General features: G+C 43.1%; 14 protein-coding genes. 9 read left to right on the top strand and 5 right to left on the bottom strand.

Going from position 1 to position 24,216, the window contains the following annotated elements; translation table 11 throughout:
* The first annotated feature begins 83 nt into the window (after nucleotides 1-83).
* The 9 genes from Bovatus_RS18295 to Bovatus_RS18255 all read left to right on the top strand — a co-directional run bounded on the left by Bovatus_RS18295 (nucleotide 84) and on the right by Bovatus_RS18255 (nucleotide 14,459).
* On the top strand, nucleotides 84-1,556 hold the full coding sequence (locus Bovatus_RS18295) for a sodium:solute symporter (RefSeq protein ID WP_004299696.1): 1,473 nt from the start codon (nucleotides 84-86) through the stop codon (nucleotides 1,554-1,556).
* 13 nt (nucleotides 1,557-1,569) lie between these two features.
* Nucleotides 1,570-4,020: a DUF4922 domain-containing protein gene (locus Bovatus_RS18290; protein ID WP_052587979.1), complete on the top strand. Its 2,451-nt coding sequence runs from the start codon at nucleotides 1,570-1,572 to the stop codon at nucleotides 4,018-4,020.
* 12 nt (nucleotides 4,021-4,032) lie between these two features.
* Nucleotides 4,033-5,403: a SpoIID/LytB domain-containing protein gene (locus Bovatus_RS18285; protein WP_004299694.1), complete on the top strand. Its 1,371-nt coding sequence runs from the start codon at nucleotides 4,033-4,035 to the stop codon at nucleotides 5,401-5,403.
* A gap of 16 nt (nucleotides 5,404-5,419) precedes the next feature.
* Nucleotides 5,420-6,703, top strand: coding sequence for an MFS transporter (locus tag Bovatus_RS18280; RefSeq protein ID WP_004299693.1), 1,284 nt, complete (start codon nucleotides 5,420-5,422; stop codon nucleotides 6,701-6,703).
* Between the two features lie 38 nt (nucleotides 6,704-6,741).
* Nucleotides 6,742-7,857, top strand: coding sequence for an acyltransferase family protein (locus tag Bovatus_RS18275; RefSeq protein WP_004299692.1), 1,116 nt, complete (start codon nucleotides 6,742-6,744; stop codon nucleotides 7,855-7,857).
* Complete coding sequence (locus tag Bovatus_RS18270) at nucleotides 7,854-8,705, top strand: ATPase (protein ID WP_004299691.1); 852 nt, start codon at nucleotides 7,854-7,856, stop codon at nucleotides 8,703-8,705. The genes Bovatus_RS18275 and Bovatus_RS18270 overlap by 4 nt, the downstream gene beginning before the upstream one ends.
* A 31-nt stretch (nucleotides 8,706-8,736) precedes the next feature.
* Nucleotides 8,737-9,552: an N-acetylmuramic acid 6-phosphate etherase gene (murQ, locus tag Bovatus_RS18265; protein ID WP_004299690.1), complete on the top strand. Its 816-nt coding sequence runs from the start codon at nucleotides 8,737-8,739 to the stop codon at nucleotides 9,550-9,552.
* Between the two features lie 374 nt (nucleotides 9,553-9,926).
* Nucleotides 9,927-11,858, top strand: a complete 1,932-nt coding sequence (locus Bovatus_RS18260; RefSeq protein ID WP_004299688.1) for a sialate O-acetylesterase — start codon at nucleotides 9,927-9,929, stop codon at nucleotides 11,856-11,858.
* A 63-nt stretch (nucleotides 11,859-11,921) separates the two neighbouring features.
* On the top strand, nucleotides 11,922-14,459 hold the full coding sequence (locus Bovatus_RS18255; RefSeq protein ID WP_004322234.1) for a glycosyl hydrolase 115 family protein: 2,538 nt from the start codon (nucleotides 11,922-11,924) through the stop codon (nucleotides 14,457-14,459).
* 671 nt (nucleotides 14,460-15,130) lie between these two features.
* Here Bovatus_RS18255 and Bovatus_RS18250 read toward each other — a convergent pair.
* From Bovatus_RS18250 to Bovatus_RS18230, 5 genes are read right to left on the bottom strand one after another with little or no spacing between them, the layout of a single operon-like run.
* On the bottom strand, nucleotides 15,131-15,550 hold the full coding sequence (locus tag Bovatus_RS18250) for a hypothetical protein (RefSeq protein WP_004299685.1): 420 nt from the start codon (nucleotides 15,548-15,550) through the stop codon (nucleotides 15,131-15,133).
* 21 nt (nucleotides 15,551-15,571) lie between these two features.
* Entirely contained in the window at nucleotides 15,572-17,575 is a 2,004-nt protein-coding gene (locus tag Bovatus_RS18245; protein WP_004299684.1) for a glycan-binding surface protein, read from the bottom strand.
* Between the two features lie 25 nt (nucleotides 17,576-17,600).
* Nucleotides 17,601-18,956, bottom strand: coding sequence for a glycan-binding surface protein (locus Bovatus_RS18240; protein WP_004322236.1), 1,356 nt, complete (start codon nucleotides 18,954-18,956; stop codon nucleotides 17,601-17,603).
* 10 nt (nucleotides 18,957-18,966) lie between these two features.
* The gene (locus Bovatus_RS18235; protein ID WP_004299682.1) at nucleotides 18,967-20,823 is read right to left on the bottom strand and encodes a RagB/SusD family nutrient uptake outer membrane protein; all 1,857 of its coding nucleotides are present in this window, start codon (nucleotides 20,821-20,823) and stop codon (nucleotides 18,967-18,969) included.
* A 13-nt stretch (nucleotides 20,824-20,836) separates the two neighbouring features.
* Nucleotides 20,837-24,115, bottom strand: a complete 3,279-nt coding sequence (locus tag Bovatus_RS18230; protein ID WP_004322237.1) for a SusC/RagA family TonB-linked outer membrane protein — start codon at nucleotides 24,113-24,115, stop codon at nucleotides 20,837-20,839.
* Nucleotides 24,116-24,216: the final 101 nt, after the last annotated feature.

The raw sequence follows: 24,216 nt of genomic DNA, 5'->3' as shown, positions 1-24,216 counted from the left end.
ATATCTATGATAAATTCCCTACATTTGTAGGCAAAGTAAACAAGTTCCGGATATTCATCCTCAAACGAATTTAAACAGCAGATATGAGTCCAGCCGTTATATCTATTACTACTGTGGCATACTTTATCATCCTGTTCACTATCTCTTATATAGCAGGACGCAAAGCCGACAATGAAGGATTCTTCGTAGGAAACCGTAAATCAGCCTGGTATATCGTTGCCTTTGCCATGATCGGTTCCACCATTTCCGGAGTCACCTTCGTTTCCGTTCCGGGTATGGTACAGGCAAGTAGCTTTTCTTACCTGCAGATGGTGCTGGGATTCATAGTAGGACAAATTATCATTGCATTTGTACTTGTTCCCCTCTTTTATCGCATGAATCTGGTTTCCATTTATGAATATCTGGAGAACAGGTTCGGAAGCTCTTCCTACAAGACGGGAGCCTGGTTCTTTTTTATTTCAAAGATGCTAGGGGCAGCCGTCCGGCTCTTTCTCGTATGCCTGACATTGCAGTTTCTTATCTTCGATCCTTTCCATCTTCCATTCCTGTTGAACGTAATTCTTACTGTATTTATCGTATGGCTTTACACTTTCCGCGGTGGAGTGAAATCATTGATATGGACGGATGTTCTAAAAACATTCTGCCTGGTAGTGTCGGTTGTACTTTGCATCTATTATATTGCTTCCAGCCTGCATCTGAATTTCAGCGGTCTGGTTAGTACGATTTCAGATAGTGACTTTTCCAAGACATTCTTTTTTGACGATGTCAACGACAAACGATATTTCTTCAAACAATTCCTGGCAGGTGTATTCACCGTTATTGCCATGAACGGGCTCGACCAGGATATGATGCAGCGCAATCTTAGCTGCAAGAACTTCCGGGACTCGCAGAAAAATATGATTACCAGTGGAATCTCACAGTTCTTTGTCATTCTGCTTTTTCTGATGCTGGGAGTACTGCTATATACGTTTACAGCACAGCAAGGCATTGAGAATCCGGGAAAAAGCGACGAGTTGTTTCCGATGATCGCTACCGGAAATTATTTTCCCGGCATAGTCGGAATATTATTCATTATCGGACTGATAGCCTCCGCCTATTCTGCGGCGGGTTCTGCCTTGACGGCACTGACCACCTCTTTTACTGTAGATATTTTACATGCACAAAGAAAAGGAGATGCGGCACTTAGCCAAATACGCAAACATGTACATATCGGTATGGCAGTTGTGATGGGAGCAGTCATTTTTGTATTCAATTTGCTGAACAACACCAGTGTGATTGATGCGATTTACACATTGGCCAGTTATACGTATGGTCCTATCTTAGGGTTGTTCGCTTTCGGCATCTTCACCAAGAAACAAGTTTATGATAAATATATTCCGTTGGTAGCTATCGCTTCTCCTATTCTTTGCTATATCCTGCAACGAAATTCGGAAGCATGGTTCAACGGTTACCAAATTAGTTACGAGCTGCTATTATTTAACGCTGCATTTACTTTCATCGGACTTTGCTTCCTCATTCGAAAGAAATCAACGATGGACAATACGACAGTTCTTTAATATTAAGATGAAGATGAAGAAGAAAATTAATTGCTTCATACCTTTCGGCACCCCGGAAGATACCATGCAGACAGTAAAGGAACTACAAGTGTCAGAGCTAGTAAATAAGATCTATTTATTAGGTTCGGAGCCCGGTAAGAAAGCTCTTCCGGGTTGTGAATATCTCTCTGTTAAAGGGTTCTATTCCACAGACACAATGAAAACAATTGCAGCCAATGCCAATACGGAATATACTCTGTTCTACTTGAAACAAACTCCATTAAAACTGGGACTGTATGCTTTGGAACGCATGGTGCAAATCATGGAGAACGATAAAAAGAATGGAATAGTTTATGCCGACCACTATCAGCTGATTAACGGAGAACTTAAACAAGCACCTGTCATTGACTACCAATTAGGAAGCGTCCGGGATGATTTCGATTTCGGTTCCATGCTTCTATTCAGTTCTTCTGCCTTCACTAAAATAGCAGATGCTTTGCGTGAAGAGTACAAATACGCAGGACTATATGCTATGCGTCTATTCATCTCTTACAAATATTCAATTGTGCACATCAATGAATATCTATACATCGAAATTGAAACAGATACCAGAAAAAGCGGAGAGAAACAATTCGACTATGTAAACCCCAAAAATCGGGAAGTACAAATTGAAATGGAAGCTGCCTGCACCGAATACCTGAAATGTATTGATGCTTATTTCATGCCTACTTCTTCACGGCCTGTAAATCTTCACAGCGAAAACTTTGAATTCGAGGCATCTGTCATCATCCCTGTACGCAATCGTGCTCATACAATCCGCGATGCTGTCAATTCGGCTTTAAACCAACGGACCACTTTCTCTTTTAACATTATTGTTATCGACAATCATTCCACCGATGGAACGACGGAAATTCTCCAAGAACTAAGTAGCGATAAAAGATTGATCCATATCATCCCCCAAGAAAATGATTTAGGTATAGGAGGGTGCTGGAACAAGGGTATATGTCACGAAAAATGCGGAAAGTTCGCTATACAGTTAGATAGCGACGATTTATATAAAGATGAATCCACTTTACAGAAAATCGTAGACACCTTTTATAAGGAAAGCTGCGCAATGGTCATAGGTACCTATCTAATGACCGACTTCCAACTGAACGAAATCCCCCCCGGTATCATTGACCACAAAGAGTGGACACCGGAAAATGGAAAGAACAACGCTCTACGTATCAATGGTTTGGGTGCTCCACGAGCTTTCTACACTCCTATTCTTCGTGATATCAAATTGCCGAATACCAGCTATGGTGAAGATTACGCCATAGGATTACGAATCTCACGGGAGTATAAGATCGGACGTATCTATGATGTAATATACCTCTGTCGCCGTTGGGAAGGTAACTCTGACGCCGCATTAAGCACAGAAAAAGTCAATCGGAACAACTTCTACAAAGACCGAATCCGCACATGGGAAATTAAGGGCAGAATCCAGATGCATACTATCGATGAAGAGTTTCAAGAACTTGTAGAGGAAATGATAGAAAACCAAAAAGAAAACTGGGAACTTGCGAAAAGGAACTATGAAGCGTTGGAAGAAAATCTGGAAAAGAAAAAAGTCTTGAAACTGAAGGAAGAAGATAGAGAGATGAAAGTTAGAATTTTCCCGAATCCTCAACGCATCCTCTCGACCATGGCAAAAACAGATAGTCGTTCTATCCAGGAAAGGCCTTGTTTCTTATGCGGGAAAAACCGCCCCGCAGAGCAAACATATCTACCATTCGGACATTATGAGGTATGCCTCAACCCCTACCCCATTTTTCAGCGTCACTTGACAATAATCGACAAGGAACACACTCCACAAAGCATGAAAGGACGTTTTGAAGATATGCTTCACTTAGCTGAAAACCTGGACGAGTTCTATATACTCTATAACGGACCGGAGTGCGGTGCTTCCGCCCCTGACCACATGCATTTCCAGGCAGCAGGAAAAGAAGAAGAACTGACTAACCCTTTTGCGCTGAATTTCTTGAAGAGTATATTAGAAAATAAAAACGGCGTAACAACTTATGTAGACAATGTATTCACAACTTGCATAGGTATGACATCAGGTCTGAAAGTTGACTTAATGCAACAATTTGAAAAGGTCTACCAAAATCTTTCCGTCATTTATTCGGATAAGGAACCTTTAATCAACATGATAACCTGGTATGGTCTCGATAAAATAAGCCATTTCGGAGGTGACGAAATAGAAGTATGGAATTGCATCATTTTCCTACGCTCAAAACATCGTCCCGATTGCTATTATACCCCAAATGAAAAAGGGCTATTAATAAGTCCGGCTGTTGCAGAAATGGGTGGCATATTCCCGATTGTCAGAGAAGAAGACATGGATAAATTAAACGCCAAAAAACTCACAGAGATTTACAAGGAGATAAGTTTATCTCCCCAACAGTTAAATACTCTATGCGATCAATTATTCAAGAAGAAATAGTAATAAAATAGCATGCAAGTCCCTCTAATAAGTGTTGGTATCCTTTCCGGGAAAGAGATTGAATTCTCTTTCCCTATAAAATTTATCTCTTCCGACGAAACAGAAAGCTCCGGTATGCAAAAGGCTATTTACCGGGATGGGAAGATTCATTGGCAAGGGAAAGAATATAATGAATTATCTTTCACTCCCCAACAAGGTGCACCTGCTTTCTTTGAACTGAAAGATGTGACCATCGGAATCAACTTCCATTGGGAACGCAAAGAAGTCCAGAAATTCAAAGGGGAGTTAAAGATCATCGTCGAAGGGGAACAACTTACTGCTATCAATATTATTTCCATCGAAGAATATCTCATCAGTGTGATTTCATCAGAAATGAGTGCTACTGCTTCTTTAGAACTACTAAAGGCACATGCTGTTATTTCCCGAAGTTGGCTGTTGAATAAGTGGAAGACAGAGAGTAGAAAACAGGAAATGAAGAACGAGAAAACAGGAAAGTCTATACAGAAGGATAGCGCAACCTGTTCTCCATCTTTCGTTTCGGATTCTCAATTTATCAAATGGTATGACCACGAAGCGCACAAAAACTTTGACGTATGCGCAGACGATCACTGCCAACGGTATCAAGGAATCACACGTGCCTCAACACCACAAGCTATCGAAGCAGTCACTGCTACCCGGGGCGAAGTATTGATGTATGCAGGAACGATTTGTGATGCCCGTTTCTCTAAATGTTGCGGCGGGGCTTTTGAAGAGTTCCAGAATTGTTGGGAAAACGTAAAGCACCCCTATCTCATCGGTCAACGGGATTGTAAGATCGAAGACCAACTACCCGATTTGACAATAGAGACGGAGGCTGATAAATGGATTCGTACTTCTCCTGTCGCATTCTGCCACACGCAGGACAAAAAGATCCTAAGCCAGGTTTTAAACAACTATGACCAGGAAACGACAGACTTCTATCGTTGGAAAGTCTGCTACTCCCAACAAGAACTTTCAACCCTGATTCATCAACGTTCGGGGATTGATTTCGGGCAAATTCTGGACTTAATTCCTATAGAACGGGGAACGTCGGGACGCCTTGTCCGATTGAAGATTGTAGGAACCTTGCGGACACTTATTATCGGAAAAGAGCTGGAAATACGTCGTACCCTATCTACTTCCCATCTTTATAGTTCTGCCTTCGTAATAGACAAGGAATATAAAGAAAAGGGACATAAAAAAGATAAAAATCCTTCACGATTCATCCTTACCGGAGCCGGATGGGGACATGGAGTAGGACTTTGTCAGATTGGTGCTGCCGTAATGGGAGAGCAAGGTTATAAGTATGAAGAAATACTGTCTCACTATTACCCCGGCAGTACGCTCGAAAAACAATATCAATGAAAAAAAGAACAATGCCATGACAACACCCACTATAAAAAGAAATCCCTGGAGCTGGATACCAACCCTCTACTTCGCAGAAGGGCTGCCCTATGTAGCGGTAATGACGATTGCTGTTATCATGTACAAGCGTTTGGGATTATCCAATACGGAAATAGCCTTATACACTTCCTGGCTCTATCTTCCCTGGACTATCAAACCTCTATGGAGTCCATTCGTCGATCTGGTGAAAACAAAACGGGCTTGGATTATTGCCATGCAAGGGTTCATCGCCGCCGGATTTGCAGGGATAGCCTTCTTTATCCCAACTGCACATTATGTACAGTTGACTCTTGCTTTTTTCTGGTTGCTAGCCTTCAGCTCCGCTACACATGACATCGCTGCAGATGGTTTCTACATGCTCGGACTCAATAATAAGGAACAATCTTTCTTTGTCGGTATCCGGAATACCTTCTATCGGCTTGCCAACATTTTCGGGCAGGGAATTCTTGTCATGCTGGCAGGATGGTTGGAAACATCACAAAACAATATTCCCTTGGCATGGAGTATTACATTCTACCTTCTTGCAGGATTGTTTCTTGCTCTTACTATCTATCATCGTCTGATTCTCCCCCATCCTGATTCGGACATTAAACGTCCCGGACTCACACCGGGTAAATTGTTGGGAGATTTTCTTCTGACCTTTGTCACCTTCTTCAAGAAAAAGAACCTGGGTCTCATGTTCTTTTTCCTTCTCACTTACCGGTTGGGAGAATCACAGTTAGCCAAAATAGCTTCTCCTTTCCTGCTCGATGCTACCGATAAAGGTGGGCTAGCTTTATCTACCGCAACTGTCGGAATGATCTATGGAACTATAGGCGTCATAGCTTTATTAGTTGGCGGAATCATCAGTGGTTTCCTCGTTTCCCGCGACGGATTCAGAAAATGGATATTACCTATGGCGTTAGCTATCAACCTTCCTGATCTATTATATGTATGGATGGCTGCCGCCACTCCGGATAATCCTATATTTATAGCCATTTGCGTAGCTATCGAACAACTGGGCTATGGTTTCGGCTTTACCGCTTATATGCTATATCTGATTTATATTGCGGAAGGCGAACACAAAACGGCGCACTATGCTATCGGAACCGGGTTTATGGCACTTGGTATGATGCTTCCGGGGATGCCTGCAGGATGGATACAGGAGCATCTTGGATACACCAACTTCTTTATTTGGGTTTGTATTTGTACCCTACCCGGTATCGTCGCCTCATTAATGATCCGCAACCGACTGGAAGATTCTTTCGGAAAGAAACAATAAACTTACTTATTAACTTAACACATTAAAAAGTGACAGTCATGAATACAACAAGTAACAAACGCCTTTTGGCACTCGATGTAATGCGAGGCATTACTATCGCAGGAATGATTCTGGTTAATAATCCGGGCTCTTGGGGACATGCATACGCTCCCCTAAAACATGCCCAATGGAACGGTCTTACCCCCACAGACCTAGTTTTCCCTTTCTTCATGTTTATCATGGGAATCTCCACCTACATCTCACTTAAAAAGTATAACTTTACATTCAGTACTCCGGCTGCCCTGAAAATAATCAAAAGAACCATTGTTATTTTCCTTATCGGAATAGCCCTCAACTGGTTTGCCTTACTGTGTTACACCCACAATCCTCTCCCATTTGAGCAAATTCGCATCTTGGGAGTCATGCAGCGTCTTGCGCTCTGCTATGGTGCTTCAGCACTTATTGCCTTGCTATTGAAACACAAGTATATACCTTATCTGATTGTGGTATTATTAGTAGGTTATTTCATTATTCTCATTACCGGTAATGGTTTTGCCTACAACGAAACGAATATTCTTTCCATCGTCGACCGCAGCATCTTGGGAGACGCTCATATGTATCAAGACAACCACATTGACCCGGAAGGACTTCTTAGCACTATTCCTTCTATCGCACACGTATTGATCGGATTTTGCGTCGGCAAACTACTCATGGAAGTAAAAGATATACATGAAAAATTGGAACGGCTTTTCCTTATCGGTACTATCCTGACTTTTGCAGGTTTCCTATTTAGCTATGGTTGCCCATTCAACAAAAAGATATGGTCGCCCACCTTTGTGCTGGTCACTTGCGGATTAGGCTCCAGCCTATTAGCTTTACTCGTCTGGATTATCGATATCAAAGGATGTAAAAAATGGAGCCGTTTCTTTGAATCTTTCGGAGTGAATCCTCTCTTTATTTATGTAATGGCAGGTGTCATCGCCGTTTTGGTAGGCGCTATCACCGTCACTTATCAGGGAGAAAGTGTCCCCATCCAACAAGTCGTCTACAGATGTGCCCTCCAACCTGTTTTCGGGGATGAAGGAGGTTCTCTTGCCTATGCTATCCTCTTTGTCTTACTTAACTGGTCAATAGGCTATATATTATACAAAAAGAAAATATACATTAAGATATGATACTCATTGCAGATAGTGGTTCTACCAAAACCGACTGGTGCATCGTTTTCAACGACACCCCAATCAAACGAATTGGAACGAAAGGAATCAATCCCTTCTTCCAATCAGAAGAAGAGATTCAACAAGAGCTGACACATTCCCTTTTGCCACAACTACCGGAAGGAACGATCAACTCCGTCTTTTTTTATGGTGCAGGATGCACTCCCGAAAGAGCTCCCGTTCTCCGACGGGCCATTGCCGACAGCCTGCCCGTGATCGGAAATATCAAAACTAACTCGGATATGCTTGCCGCTGCCCGCGGACTATGCGGACATGAAGCTGGGATTGCCTGCATCCTCGGCACAGGTTCCAATTCTTGTTTCTACAACGGCGAAGAGATTGTCAACAACATCTCCCCTTTAGGCTTTATCTTGGGCGACGAGGGAAGTGGAGCTGTCCTTGGCAAATTACTGGTAGGAGACATCCTGAAGAACCAGCTTCCACCCGCCATCAAAGAAGCTTTCTTAAAACAGTTCGACCTGACGGCTCCCGAAATCATCGACCGGGTGTATCGCCAACCCTTCCCGAATCGTTTTCTGGCAAGTCTCTCCCCCTTTATAGCGCAACATCTGGAAGAGCCGGGGATACGACAATTAGTGCTTGATAGTTTTATTGCTTTCTTCCGAAGAAATGTAATGCAATATGATTACACGCAGTACCCTGTACATTTTATCGGATCAGTGGCTCACTGCTACAGGGAGATATTACAAGAAGCTGCACAAGAGACAGGAATCAGAATCGGAAAGATTCTGCAAAGTCCGATGGAGGGGCTAATTTTATATCATACCGCTTCATCTCAATCCTTGTAATTTGTATTTTTAGTCAATTGCCATTATCAATATGCAGATAACCGAACAACCGTCGCTCTACGACAATCTGGAAAAGAAATCCGTACGGGAAATATTAGAAGACATTAACCGGGAAGACCAGAAGGTAGCGTTAGCCGTACAAAAAGCCATTCCACAAATCGAACAGCTCGTCAACCAAATTGTACCCCGCATGAAACAGGGTGGACGTATCTTTTACATGGGTGCAGGTACCAGTGGGCGCTTGGGAGTGCTGGACGCTTCCGAAATCCCTCCTACTTTCGGAATGCCCCCTACCTGGATTATCGGATTGATAGCCGGTGGGGATACGGCCCTGCGCAATCCGGTAGAAGGTGCCGAGGACGATATGAGCCGAGGATGGGAAGAGCTTACGAAATATCATATCAATCAAAAAGATACAGTGATTGGCATTGCCGCTTCGGGCACTACTCCTTATGTAATCGGTGCCTTACGGGAGGCCCGCAAGCATGGCATCCTGACAGGTTGCATCACCAGCAATCCGAATTCTCCGATGGCGGCAGAAGCAGATGTCGCCATCGAAATGATTGTCGGTCCGGAATATGTCACAGGAAGTTCGAGAATGAAATCAGGCACCGGACAGAAAATGATTCTGAACATGATTAGCACGTCGGTGATGATTCAACTCGGACGGGTAAAAGGAAATAAGATGGTAAACATGCAACTTAGTAATCATAAACTGGTAGAAAGAGGAACCAGGATGATTATGGAGGAACTGGGATTAGATCATGATCATGCACAAAAATTGTTGCTGTTACACGGTTCTGTAAAACAAGCGATCGACGCTTACCGATATTCTCAAGATCATTAAAATCTCTACTTACTCTTGTTTAATCAAGAGTTTATTATACGCATCATATACCAATCTTATTAATACGGAATATGACACATTAACCATTATTATTCATCCGACAGTCTCATAGATACAATACAAAAAGATTTTGAAACAAAATCAAAAACATTTATTGAACAAACCGGTTTGTTCACACTTCTTCATTTTATCCCCAAAGAAAAAAACTTCAAGAAATAGTAGATTGGTATCAACAGAATAAATAATTGAAACATACCCAAAGCCCGTTCTTATCAATACCAACTATCTTTGCATCGTGTCACAGTACAGACGAAAAATAAACCATTCCTGGAATTTGAGACACAAAGAAGATAATCTCGCTAAATATAATATTTATGAAGAAGAACATTTGCATCATTTTGAGCCTGCTGTTATATACAATAGGAATGCAGGCAGAAGTAAGACTTCCCGGAATCTTTTCCGACAAGATGGTTTTACAACGTGACACCCCTATCCCATTATGGGGTTTTGCAGATCCTAAAGAAACTGTTGTTATTGAATTCAACGGAAAGCAATACAAAACCCGGGCTTCCCAAACAGGAGAATGGGCGGTCAACCTGCAGAAGCACAAGGCCGGAGGTCCCTACGAATTGAGAGTCAACCAGAAAATAATACAAGATGTATACGTAGGCGACGTGTATCTATGCAGCGGACAATCGAATATGGAACTTACCGTAAAGCGTGTCATGGATAAATACAGGGATGAAATCATGTCGTATGAAAACAATCTGATCCGTTATACCAAAACGTCGTACGCTTACAACTTTATCGAGCCTCAACAAGATAGCAATAATGAATGGAAAATCTGTACCCGGGAGAATACGTTGGACTTCGCAGCCCTCTGTTATTTCTTTGCAAAAGAAATGCAGGCAGAAAAAGGAGTTGCAATTGGCATTATCAATAGTAGCTGGGGAGGGACAAACATAGCATCATGGTCTACCCGCCAGTCACTCGAGAAATATGCCAGATTCCGGGAAAAGCTCCAGTCCCCACAGTACTTCCATCCTGATTATCCGGATTCTGTGAAGAACGCCCAAAAAGAACAAGTGAATCAATGGCATCGACAGCAATCGGCAAATGACCTTGGGAACAAAGAAAAATGGACAAGTGACGGTTTCGACGCTTCAGATTGGAAAAAAGTGGATGTATTCAACTCCAATTGGGGAGGTAGCTGGAACACTCCTCTTAATGGAGTCCATTACTTCCGCCAGCGAATTAACATACCCGAATCATTAGCCGGACAACAAGCTGTTTTACGCGTGGGAACACTAAAAGACTCGGATGCTACCTATATAAACGGTATCTGTGTAGGAAGAACAAGTTATCAATATCCTCCGCGTATTTACCAAGTCCCGACAGACTTACTCCGTGCCGGTGAAAACGAGATTGTCATCCGCCTTGTCAGCAGTGCCGGACGTCCGGAATTTGTAAAAGGGAAGCCTTACCAATTGGAAATAGCCGGTCAGACAATTCCGCTGACCGCTATGTGGCAGCATAAAATAGGCTGTACAATGAAGCGTATTCCTTCCACTATCGGATTCCAAAATGAACCCACCGGACTATATAATAGTATGATTCATCCGCTACGCAACTACGGAATACGAGGCATAATCTGGTATCAGGGAGAGTCGGATACGGGTCCTGAAGGTAGCAAACATTATGAAAGACATCTGATTGATCTTGTAAACGACTGGCGTACCCAATGGAACAATAAAAACCTGCCTTTCGTCATTGTGCAACTTGCGAATTACCAACAAAGAAGCAAAGTGCCTGTAGAAAGTGGCAACGCACAAGTACGTGAAGCACAACGCAAGGCAAGTCTCCAGTTAAAGAATGTCGGACTGGCCACTGCCATTGATCTAGGTGAAAGTAATGATATTCATCCACTTAACAAAAAAGACTTGGCACACCGTTGTGTGCTTCAAATGAATAAACTTTCTTTCGGTGAGAAGAATATCGTAGCGGAAGGGCCTATGGCTGAAGCTGCCGAATTAAAAGAAAACGGTCGGATCGTTATCTCTTTCAGGCAAGGAACAGGCTCTTTAAAGCAAGCTAAATCATTAGAAGGCATTGCCATTGCTGCCAATGATGGAAAATATAAATTTGTAGAGGCCTATACCGAAGGGGATAAAGTAATTGCTTTATGGAACGGAAAAGGAATACCGGCAAGCATCCGCTATGCATGGGAAAACAATCCACCCTCTTCCATCTATAATACAGAAGGACTTCCTGCATCCAGTTTCCAATTAGCAATTATCAACAAATAGAATATCCGGTTACTGTGAAACATAAGATCAATGATTAACAACAAATTACTAAATATTGAAACCATGAAAAAGTTATTTCTATTCTTCTACCTCTCTGTTGTGAGTATAGCGGCATTTGCCGCTGAACAATTTGTAATATTCACACCGGCCGGTAATCATTTTCCGTTGGTTGCCAACGGAGTTCCTTGTCCGATATACATAGATTCTTCCGAAGACAAAGGGGTAATGATTGCTGCCGGCAATCTTCAACAAGACATACTGCAAGTATGCGGAAAAAAGCCCGAACTCTTAACAAGCACAAGTTCGAAACGGTGTATCATTGCAGGTACTTATGGCACTCCTTTTATAAAGAAGCTGATGTCAGCAGGCAAAATAGACAAAAAGGAATTGGATGGAAAAAATGAAAAATACATCCTGCAAGTCATCGCCAATCCTTGCGAGGGAATAGATGAAGCGGTAGTTATCATCGGCAGCGACAGACGCGGCACTATTTATGGTATCTACGAGCTTTCTGAACAGATGGGAGTATCTCCCTGGTATTGGTGGGCAGATGTTCCCGTCATGAAACAAGCAAATGTATATATTAAACCCGGACAATACTCGGACGGAGAGCCGGCCGTAACCTATCGCGGTATCTTTCTGAATGATGAAGCGCCGTGTCTTACCCGATGGGTAAAACACACATACGGCACCAACTACGGCGACCATCGTTTTTATGCACGGGTGTGTGAACTGATACTACGCCTGAAAGGTAATTTCCTTTGGCCGGCCATGTGGAGCTGGGCTTTCTATGCTGACGACCCGCAGAATAGTAAAACAGCAAGTGAAATGGGAGTCATTATCGGCACGTCCCACCACGAACCGATGGCACGCAACCATCAGGAATGGTCACGCAAGCGCAAAGAATATGGTGCATGGGATTATACAACTAACCAAAAAGTGATCGATCAGTTTTTCCGTGAAGGCATCGAACGGATGCAGGGTACAGAAGATATCGTAACCATCGGTATGCGCGGAGACGGTGACGCAGCCATGAGTAAAAGCACCAATGTGAAACTTCTGGAGAATGTAGTCAAGAATCAGCGCAAGATTATTGAAGAAGTCACCAAACGTCCGGCCAAAGAGACTCCGCAAGTATGGGCGTTGTATAAAGAAGTATTGGATTATTACGATAAAGGTATGCGTGTGCCCGATGATGTTATCATGCTATTGTGTGATGATAATTGGGGCAATGTATGCCGCCTGCCAAATGCCAAAGAACGCAAGCATCCGGGCGGTTGGGGCATGTATTACCATGTAGACTACGTAGGTGCTCCGAGAAACTCTAAATGGCTGAACGTAACCCCTATACAAAATATGTGGGAGCAACTTCAACTCACATACGATTATGGAGTAGAAAAGCTGTGGATACTGAATGTAGGCGATTTGAAACCAATGGAATATCCGATCACGCTCTTCATGGATATGGCATGGAATCCCAAGCAATTCAACGTCTCCAACTTGCTGGATCATCCCCGTCGTTTCTGCGCACAGCAGTTTGGCGAAGACCAGGCGGATGAAGCCATGCGAATCTTAAACCTGTACAGCAAATACAACGGCCGCGTGACGGGAGAAATGCTCGACCGGAATACTTATAACCTGGAGACCGGCGAATGGAAACAAGTATCTGATGAATATCTGAAACTGGAAGCGGAAGCTTTGAGACAATACATATCACTGAAACCGGAATATAAAGATGCTTACAAGCAATTAATCCTCTTCCCCGTTCAAGCCATGGCAAACCTGTACGAAATGTATTATGCACAAGCCATGAACCATAAATTGTATAAAGAAAACAATCCGCAAGCTAACGAATGGGCAGATAAAGTGGAACAGGCTTTTGCACGGGATAAAGCGTTGAGTGACGATTATAACAACATTATGTCCGGCGGCAAATGGAAGAATATGATGATTCAGAAACATATCGGTTATACCTCATGGAATGATAACTTCCCCGCTGATACACTGCCTAAAATCTACCGAATCGAAAATCCGGAAAAGGCTGTCGGCGGATACGTATTCACCGGACAAGACGGATATATAGCCATAGAAGCCGAACATTACTACAGCGCTAAAGCAGCGCCTGATACGGAATGGACAGTGATTCCCTATATGGGGCGTACCCTTAGTGGCATGGCTCTGATGCCTTACACACAACCAACTGACGGAGCTTCTATCTCCTACAAGATAAAGTTGCCTAAAGGAATTGACAAGGTGACTGTCCATGTGATAGTAAAATCAACTCTTGCTTTCCACGATCGCAAAGGACATGAGTATAGTATCGGATTTGAAGGAGGAAAGGATCAGACGATCAATTTCAATCATAACTTAAACGAGCTTCCTGAAAATGTATACAGCATATACTATCCGACAGTCGCACGACGCATCGTTGAGAAAAAAGCAAAACTGAATGTACCGAATACATCAGACGGTATGCAAACAATCACTTTCAAACCTCTTGATCCGGGTATCGTGCTGGAAAAGTTAGTCGTAGACTACGGAGGCTATAAGAAATCTTATCTGTTTATGAACGAATCGAAAAGTAAGAGAGAAAGTAGATAAAAAAGCTCAATCCAATCAATGCAAAGATGAGTTAATAACTACATCACTGATTGTATTTACATATAAATTTTGCAGTTCTTATTGTCAGCCGTCATTCCTATTCATTAGATAAATGATTTTCAACCCTTTAGATGCTGACAATAAGCCCTGACAATAGGCTGACAATAACATTTTATAAGTTTTATTGTCAGCCTATTATTTTATGATTTTGCTCTCCCATATCTCCTATCCTTCCAGCTTTACTTACCTTTCAAGAAAAGCCGCCATTAAACATCCGTCATACAACCAGCATACTTATATCATTCAATAACTATTGTTCGATCAGGATACCGGTATACTTAATTCTTCACGGCCGTGGTAGCTTCTTCCCACAGCCGTGACGAGTTCCTACCACGGCCGTGGGAAGATCTTGTCACGGCCGTGGGAAATTAATGATACCGGTACTTTAATGGAACAATACCGGTATCCCAACGCAACTATACCTGCTTCTCTTCTTATACCTCCCTACTTAATCAGCTTGCAAACAAGCTACTTGACAAGAAAACAAAGCTGATAATAAAAAGAACACCAATCGCGATGTATTACCTGAACACAAGATAGATTATACACAAAACAGCCCTCGCGCGGAGAATAACTCCGTAGCGAGGGCTGTTTTTTCAACAAATAAATACTTAATCTATTTCATCTGTCAGCACAAACTTGACAATCTTGGTTATACCTACCTTTGATTTAGCTATGTAAATCGCCTGCACCTTATCTATATGTTCAAGTTCACAAACGGCTTTCGTTTTTCCGGCATCTATCCCCCCTATACAAGTGCTCTTTTCAAGCCCTTCATAAAGTACATAGATTTCCACACGAGAGTCTGTAGCCTCTATCTCTAAAACAATATGATTATAAACGGAAAGATCCACATTTTTTGTGTTTTTCCAGCCGTACTGTCCGTAAGCATGGTCATAAGTAATCGTCTGTGTTTCGCTGTCTCCTCTGGAGAAATACCCATACGTCCGAGGGAAAAGTTGAATAGGCTCTTCTTTTGCGTTCGCCGCTATTGCGGCGAACAGACAAAAAACTAATAAAAGATTTCTCATTATTATCTCACAATTAAATGATTATTCAAAAGCCACAGGTGTAAGTGGAACCAAACGCATGTTGGCAAGCCCCATTTCAAAATTAACGATATTTACGCAAGCCCACTGAGGATCCGGTGTGTTATTCCCATTATTGCGCATAAAATTACCATTGGCAAAAGTAAACAGGGAAATACACGGACTCCAAATTCCGGTTGTAGAGTTTCGTTTCATAGCATACTCTGCCAACCAAGTTTCTAAAGTATAGGTTTCTTTCACTTCTGTACTCAAAACAAAGTCTGTGAGTTTATAAGTAAATGTATGCCATTCTCCGTCAAAATCAAAGGGATTACCGACTGTCCATGGAGCAATATTCATGATACGATTAGAATTCAGAGTTCCACCATCTTTATCCATACGCCATGCTAACATTCCACTATTCCAAGGATTTGGCATATAAACATCTACTTGCATTGCAACATTCTTAATTAAAGTTGAATTTGAAATTTCGGTATTCGTTGCCAATATTTTTTTGATATGCTCATATGTCGAAAACCTCAAATAAGCCCCATGGTTACCGGTACTTGTACTTACCGGAATAGAAGCATTTTTGAAGTAAATAAAGTAATCGGGATTCACCGGATTCATATCATTTGCCGGACGGTTTTCCGGATTATACAGTGCTGATTTATTCTGCGTCAAATTCCCCGACGAAACTCCCAGTTTCAACTCTTCATCCGTGAACTCCTGCAAGAACACTCCCTGTTTGTAGAACATGACAATTCCTTTCACTTCAACATCAGCACCTTCGCTCTCTATACGAATATATCCTGCCTTATCTCCCACACCTTCCGGCACAAGTACATCCATGGAAGTCGCATCCGATGAGGCACTCTGAACGAAGCCTTCCTTTTCACCTGTGGAAGAAGGGAAAAAGACTTTCGCCTTATCGTACAGATTGACACCTGTAAGCCGGATCACATTACCGGGTTTAGGCATCGTATATGAAATTTCCGTCACACTAGGGACAAAACCTAAAAGAGTAAATTCCCGGCTAACACCAATTTCATCATACGCATTGACAACAGTCAGTTCTCCGTCGCCCACTGTAAAATCTTCCGTATCTACCGGTACAGTGAAAGTGATACGATTGCTTTCTATCGTTGTCGGCTCTATTTCCTGGTTGTTAAAAGACAGTTTTTGAAAAGTGGCAAAGTATTTTCCTTCAATGACCACCACCGAGTTGCGCCCGGCTTCCGTAATGGCATTACCATTTGCATCTGTAATTCGGTTGATTTCTACCTGCTTGCCCGCAATAACACAATCCAGCGTGCGATCATCATAAGCCGTCACAAGGCGCATTTTATTCCGGCTGTCCGGATTCTCGACAGCATTCCCGAAAGGCAAAGTTTCCGGAATAGTCACAATCAGGAAGGCATCGTTCTTTTCTTCGGCAGGAATACCGGTCAAATCAACAGAAGTACCATTAATATACAGTTCATTGGCTGTTTTCAGTCCGTTACCCTCAATACGTATCTTACCACCTATCGGCAGTTCTTGCACGGCTTCCCACGTTCTTCCTTCATTTTCAGTCAGCGAAAAACCGGTCACAGTAATTTGCCTGCCAAAGAATTGAAAATCTTCGGCCGTACAAGTAGCGGCTCCCGCCTTATTCACTACCCGGATCAAGTTGAGGTTCATCTCTTTAATCTCTCCCTCATCTACAGGAATGTCCGGAATAACAAGCTCTATCGCATTGTCTTCTGCATGAAAAGCAGAAATGAGCCCACCATTGATATAGACGGCAATCGTCTGCGCCATGTTAGTACCCTCAATACGCAAAGGGGTACCAATCCGAATTTTACTTTCTGCTCCAGGAATAATCCATTCTTCAATGTCTTCATCCCAAACACATACTTTTACAATGGTAGGAGGCAGCAAATTATCTACCGTTTCATTGTCATCGCTGCAAGAAAATAATCCCATTACAAAGGTTATTATCAGGCAAGCAATTATTCCCGATTGTATAGATTTAAAAGTTTTCATATCTAATCTGTTTCATGTTTATATTTTATTCTTCCGGAGTCACATAGGGAACCAAACGCAAGTTAGTGATGAACATACGGAAATCCGCTCCCTCTTTCATTGTCAATCCGGCCGACAGGACATCGAAGTTGAGGATAGTGAACAGTGAGTGCACACCGCTCGCACTCCAAGCATCAATCGCCTCGCCCAAGTTGGCATACTTGGTATGTATCTCGAAAGTAAGCGTCTTCCAGCTGCCGTTAAATGCGTATGGCTTATTGTTAGTCCACGAAGCCACATTCCACGCACTTTCACCATTACCCTTTCCTCCATTCTTGTTCATGCGCCAGCCTACCACGCCGGTGCTCCAATCATGATTCATATAGATGTCCGCCTGCAAAGCCGCCTTGCGAGCATCCGTTTCTCTGGCCCATTCTCCGTCACTGTTGTCTATCAGATACTGTAATTGCATTCCGGTATTGAAACGGAAATAACCGAAAGGCGAATTATTATCGCTCACCACCGGAAGAGTGGCCGGAGCAGTTTCGGGTATACTGAAGATATAGGCTCTGGCACCTGCGGGTACTTGCGGCGCATCTGCCGCGTTGATTGAGTAATAGGCGCATTTCTGTGGAGAGATGACACTTCCGGACACACCATAGTTCAAAGCTGTGGTTCCTTCATGATCGTGCACAAACATTGCTTTGTCGTAAAACATATAATTGGGAGTGTAATAGTTCTCACCCAATTCTGCCATCTCCACCCGGAGGGAACCACTCCGTTCGCCCACTCCATCAGGCACCTTGACAGTTATCCGCGTTCCATCTTCGGACACTACCATATCTCCGGTGCCATCGATATAGGGAACCTGCACTTCATTGCCGTCATTGCCTGGAAAGTAAACGGCTGATGCACCATTGAGGTACTTCCCTATAAGGGTGATGTGATCGCCCGGATGGGGCAACGTGTATGACACGTCTGTAATGCCGGGCATCTTGTTCACATCTTTAAAGATGAAACGGTATACTCCTTCACCGTGGGAAGTCACCACCCTAAGGGTATTTTTCACTGATTCATCTTCTATCTCATGTGCCATCGGAACACTGGAGGGTACTTTAAACGTGAGATGGGAGTCACTCATGTAAGTAGAGTTGTATTCCGTCACCTGCAAACCGTTGCAATAAATAGCTTGCAAACCACTAAAGCCACTACCGTCCACCCGAATCCAGGTTCCGGTATAAACAGAGGTTATCTGTCTGGCTTCTTCAGCAAGCATATTGCTCCACACACTGTATATGCGGACATCATCGTCGTCGTCAGAACAAGAAAATACGCTAAACAACGAGAACAGCAATAAAGTGCTCAAACACAAATTCGTTAATATCTTATCTGTTATCTTCATAGTAGTCATCTTATTTGTTAAAATCATAAGCAACAGGTGCTGTATTTAATAACGGGTCACGGGTACTTTCCACTTCCGGATAAGAAAATGCCCATACATTATCATCAGAGGTATTCGAATGTACGTAATCTCCTTCCGCCAACGGAGTATGAGTAGCTCGTACCGCCAGTTTGGCTCCGTCGGACTGGCGGGGACTGTCAGAACTGAATGCCGCCTGAAGAGTGTTCTTGTTTATCGTATAATAGTAAGCATACCATCTGTTGCTGTCCCATTCGTCACTGCGTACCTGTTCTCCTTCATCACCTTCGGTCATAATAACCAACTCGTTATTGATAAAATCGGTCACCCACTTTGTGTCGTAAAGCGAACGGCGTACCAGCGTAGGCCACCAAAGGCCTTCCATAAAGAACTCTACACGAAACTCTCTCAACAAATCATTACGGGTGAGATAGTTGGTGTCATAGTAGGTCAGTTCGCCACTCTCTATCTCCATCTTGTAGCCGCGTTTCCGGACATCGTCATAATATTTCAAGGCATCCCGGTCGGTCAGCTCATCACTGGTGCCCATGCAAGCCTCCACATACAACAAGTACACTTCTGCAAGGCGCAACATCGGTGTGCAGAAACCGGAGTTCCCGGCAATAGCGATATTATTCGTGTCTTCAGCACTACCCACTACCTGTTTCTTGAAGGCAACTTTTCTGTTCGTTTCTAATCCGGCAGCTTTCTGTCCGCCTTTATATCCGGCAGCCCAACCACCATCCACCAAATGTGTACCGATATAGTCATAGAACTCTCCCGGACAAAGCACATTACCACGCAGACGGGAACGTCCGCCGGAATTAATCAGCATACGCAGGCAGTCGTAAGATACATAAGAGGAGTTATAGGCACTCAAACCGTTCAGCAATTCTGTGTAAGAGCACAAACCGCTTCCGTTGCTGTTACCCATTCCGTAGGAGTCGACACCTTGCAGCGGTTGCAAAGCAAACAATACCTCTTTGCAATTATTGTTCTGTACCCGGAAAATTTCTTCATATTCTTCCATCAATCCATATCTGTTCTGAGCAAGAATCACTTCTCCGGCAGCCTCCTTGGCCAAATCATAAAGAATGTCAGCCAAGTCGTGAGAACCGCTGGCTTCATAATAATCCATAGTAGCCTGTGTACAGTGTCCGCCACGCGCATACGCTGCCAGCGTTACATAATAGCGTGCCAGTAGTCCCAAAGCCGAATAGCGAGTCACACGACCGTCCGCGTCGGCAAGCGGCAACCACTCCGCAGCGTACTCCAAGTCGCGGATACCGTAGCGAATCACATCCTCGAAGCGTGTGGGAGCCATATTGAAAGCTTCCGTATGAGCAATTGGATTCTCCATAATGGGCACATCGTGCCAGTAAGAAGCCAAATAGTAATAAGCCGCCGCCCGCATGAAACGTGCTTCTCCCTCGCAAGCATTCGCTTGTGCTTCACTGAAATGTTGGCGTCCCTGTGGTGCATAATCGTTAATGATGTAGTCTGCCTGCGTAACAACAATGTAAAGTGAATTCCACGCATCGGCAAGTCCGGGTGTATTGGGTTTGTCGGTAAAGAGGCAATAAGGAGCATAACCTGTCTCGTTGTTGTTGTCACCATAGATATTGTTTCCGCGTGCATCTCCCATCGCAAACAGACGGGTACTGTGAAAACCAAACCAAGGTTTCATATAAAGATAAGCTGTTGCCAAACGCAGCTCGTCATAAGTAGTAAAGGATTTGTCCATTTCTTTTTGGTTGGTGGCACTTACTTGCAAGAAGTCATTGCAGGAAGTGAGGCTTGCCATCGCGACCATTCCACAAACCACTGATAATATAATATTCTTTTTCATGGAAGTTTTCTATTTAAAAGGTTAAATCAATACCAAATGTATAAATACGGGGAGAAGGACAACGTCCCGTATCCACTCCGTACATCAGCATACTCTGACCGGAATAAGAATATTGCGCCTGTGTAGAGCCAATCTCCGGATCGTAACCGTCATAGCCTGTGAATGTATATACATTTTTAATATTCGCATAAATGCGCGCATTCTCTATCTTCAGTTTTTTCAACCAATTCTTCGGTAACGTATATCCCAAAGCAATATTCTGTATACGCAAGAAAGAAGCATCCTCCACATAACGGCTACTGATGCGGTCGTTATCATTGGCATCATTAACAGACATACGGCACAAACCGTTAGAGCCGGGCAATATATACATATTCCAGACATCGGTATTATCCGAATTTCCATCAAGGTATCCCAAACGGGCATGGTTGGCAACGGACGCGTGTACATTACCACTCGAATTGGGGTTAGTAATACGACGGGACAAATAGTTCATCGCTTTGTTTCCATACGAACCATATAAGAATATAGTCAAATCGAAATTCTTATAATTAAAGGTATTATTAATGCCATAGGTAAATTTAGGCAACGGACTTCCCAAGAATGTCTGATCTTTTTCGTCAATCACTCCGTCATTATTCAGATCCTCAAAAATATAATCGCCAATATAAATTTGTTTGATAAGGCTACCTTTATCCGTACCCGAGTTAACCACCTGTTCACCTACCCGCAATACTGGAGTAGCAATCTTTACCGTGCTAGTTCCATCACCATTATCTATCAAATAATCGGAAGCGCTATTGATGCGGCCGATTGCCTTATAGCCATAGAACTGGCTGACAGGCTTTCCGACTGCAGTGCGGGTAATCACTTCCGTCTGACCACTATTTTGATAAGTCTTGTCGATAAAGGCATTCTCTGTATTCATACTTGCTACCTTGTTACGGTTCAAACTGAATGTAACATTTGTACGCCACTGAAAATCCCTATTGGATATATTTACCGTGTTCAATGTAAATTCAAAACCTTTATTCTCCATGGAGCCTATATTCGCCCATTGAGCTGTTGCAGCACCATTGCCCGTAGTTCCCATATATCCCGGATAATCTTGTTGCAACAAGAGGTTTCTTGTCTTTTTGATATATGCATCCAGAATAAACTCGACACGGTTATTAAAAAAGTTCAGGTCGATACCTGCATTCCAGGAACGGGTACTCTCCCATGTCAAATCGGGATTAGCAATATTGGCGGTCTGTAAACTCGTCCCCCAGATAGACTGCACATACGTTCCCATCCGTTGGTAAGCAAATGCACTGACATTGGAATTACCGACTTCACCATAACTCAAACGCAACTTGAAGTTATTAACCACATCTTTCAGCGGACGCCAGAATGACTCTTCGGAAAGACGCCATGCCACAGCTACTGATGGGAATGTCCCCCACTGATTTCCTTTGGCAAAACGGGATGTCCCGTCGCGCCGTACCGTAGCCGTTAACTGGTAACGGTTGTCGTAACTATAAAACAGACGACTGAAATAAGAGAGGTACGTTGTCTTGCTTGCCCTTCCACTATTGGTGGCATACGCAGCATCACCTGCATCCAAGTCTGTCAGCAGATTATCACCATGTGTACGTTTTCCCTGAAGATAATCTGAACTTCTGGAAGTCATCTCATGTCCTAACATCAAACTCGTCTTGTGCTTACGTTTGAACGTCTTCTCCATCGTCACTACATTCTTCCATCCCCAGTAAAGCCCGTAGTTTTTGGAGTGTTCATTAGTAGGATAAGGATTCTTTGAGTATCCCAATTCATATTGGGGAAGGAAATATTGATAATTATCGATATTGCCGTCTGCCGTAAAATCAGTACGGTAAGTCAGCCATTTCCATGGATTGATTTTCATGAAAAGATTGGCACGAGCACCTCCCTTTTCATTATTACGCTGTGTTAACGCTGCCAACGCCACCGGATTACTGTAATTGCTTAAATTCTGCTGGTCGTCCTCTTCCGGTCCGGAAAAGTTACCATTCTTATCACGTACGGGAACATCCGGTGCCTGATAAAGTGCATTGGGAATGATAGACCAGCTAGCCATGCCTGTACCTTGCTTGGTATAAGAAACATTCACCGTACCTCCGAAACGAACCTTAGGAGTAACCTGTATCTCTGTTCCCATACGGAAGGTGTAACGCTCAAAATCCGAACCGATGCAAATACCATCCTGCCCCAAATATCCGCCGGACAGATTATAGCTGACCGTTTTTGTACCGCCACGAATTGACAGGTTATAGTTCTGCAACAGAGCATTGCGGAATATCTCATCCTGCCAGTTAGTACCGTCACCTAAAGTTTCAGGATGACTAAACGCATCTTTCACCCTGCTGGCATTTATAAGAGCATATAGTTCATTATAATGACGGGCATAGTCACGCAAATTCATCATGTCGATTGTTTTCGGTATTTCCTGATTTCCCACAGAGGCTTGGAAGTTAATTCGAGGCTTGCCTGTTACACCAGCTTTCATCGTAATCAATATGACCCCATTAGCCGCCTGTGCACCATAAATGGCAGTAGCCGAAGCATCTTTCAAGATCTCAATGCTTTCAATATCAGCTGGATTAATACCTGCCATAGCATTACTTGTATTCGAGCCTGTTTCACCGGAGATAATAACTCCGTCTACTACATAAATAGGTTCATTGGTACTGTTTAATGAATTCACACCACGAATCTGAATAGATGTACCTCCACCCGGAACACCGGAATTCTGCGTCATCTGCAATCCTGCCGCACGTCCTTGCAACGCCTGGTCAATGGTAGAAGCCATTGATTCTTCTATGGACTTGGCATTGATGGAAACGACCGATCCTGTCAAGTCCGAACGTTTCATAGAGCCGTATCCTACAGCTACCACCTCGTCCAACATATTCTCATCATTCTCCATCGTGATATCCAGCTTACCGCCTTTCGTCACTTTCCGTTGAATGGTCTTCATTCCGATATATGAGAATACAAGGGTAGAACCTGATGCTATATTTAGTGTATAAATACCATTCACATCAGTAGTAGCACCTTTACTAGTACCTTTCACTTGAATACTAACACCTATCAAAGGTTCTCCGGCATCATCAACCACTTTACCGGTAACAGTAATGTCTCCTTCAGAGACAGCATGTGGAAGAGGAGAAAATGCACCTCCGGTCGCATAAACAGGAGTGACTGCAAAAACCATAATAACCGAACATAATCCGGCTAGCAGCACACATCTTGAAAAATAATTGTTCTTCATATATATTACATTTATAAAATATTGCTTTATAATTTCACACCCATATTTAGCAAATGTCCGACACAAAAGTATGAACTTACATTCTACTACACTATTTGAAA

The organism is Bacteroides ovatus, from assembly GCF_001314995.1.
GTDB lineage: Bacteria > Bacteroidota > Bacteroidia > Bacteroidales > Bacteroidaceae > Bacteroides > Bacteroides ovatus.
Note: the sequence above shows the minus strand (reverse complement) of the source record. Positions and strands in the feature narration are given on the sequence as shown.

What these genes read in the sequence shown, in the direction of transcription:
- Bovatus_RS18295 (WP_004299696.1), top strand. Translation starts at nt 84, where the DNA reads ATGAGTCCAGCCGTTATATCTATTACTACTGTGGCATACTTTATCATC.
- Bovatus_RS18290 (WP_052587979.1), top strand. Translation starts at nt 1,570, where the DNA reads ATGAAGAAGAAAATTAATTGCTTCATACCTTTCGGCACCCCGGAAGAT.
- Bovatus_RS18285 (WP_004299694.1), top strand. Translation starts at nt 4,033, where the DNA reads ATGCAAGTCCCTCTAATAAGTGTTGGTATCCTTTCCGGGAAAGAGATT.
- Bovatus_RS18280 (WP_004299693.1), top strand. Translation starts at nt 5,420, where the DNA reads ATGACAACACCCACTATAAAAAGAAATCCCTGGAGCTGGATACCAACC.
- Bovatus_RS18275 (WP_004299692.1), top strand. Translation starts at nt 6,742, where the DNA reads ATGAATACAACAAGTAACAAACGCCTTTTGGCACTCGATGTAATGCGA.
- Bovatus_RS18270 (WP_004299691.1), top strand. Translation starts at nt 7,854, where the DNA reads ATGATACTCATTGCAGATAGTGGTTCTACCAAAACCGACTGGTGCATC.
- murQ (WP_004299690.1), top strand. Translation starts at nt 8,737, where the DNA reads ATGCAGATAACCGAACAACCGTCGCTCTACGACAATCTGGAAAAGAAA.
- Bovatus_RS18260 (WP_004299688.1), top strand. Translation starts at nt 9,927, where the DNA reads ATGAAGAAGAACATTTGCATCATTTTGAGCCTGCTGTTATATACAATA.
- Bovatus_RS18255 (WP_004322234.1), top strand. Translation starts at nt 11,922, where the DNA reads ATGAAAAAGTTATTTCTATTCTTCTACCTCTCTGTTGTGAGTATAGCG.
- Bovatus_RS18250 (WP_004299685.1), bottom strand. Translation starts at nt 15,550, where the DNA reads ATGAGAAATCTTTTATTAGTTTTTTGTCTGTTCGCCGCAATAGCGGCG.
- Bovatus_RS18245 (WP_004299684.1), bottom strand. Translation starts at nt 17,575, where the DNA reads ATGAAAACTTTTAAATCTATACAATCGGGAATAATTGCTTGCCTGATA.
- Bovatus_RS18240 (WP_004322236.1), bottom strand. Translation starts at nt 18,956, where the DNA reads ATGAAGATAACAGATAAGATATTAACGAATTTGTGTTTGAGCACTTTA.
- Bovatus_RS18235 (WP_004299682.1), bottom strand. Translation starts at nt 20,823, where the DNA reads ATGAAAAAGAATATTATATTATCAGTGGTTTGTGGAATGGTCGCGATG.
- Bovatus_RS18230 (WP_004322237.1), bottom strand. Translation starts at nt 24,115, where the DNA reads ATGAAGAACAATTATTTTTCAAGATGTGTGCTGCTAGCCGGATTATGT.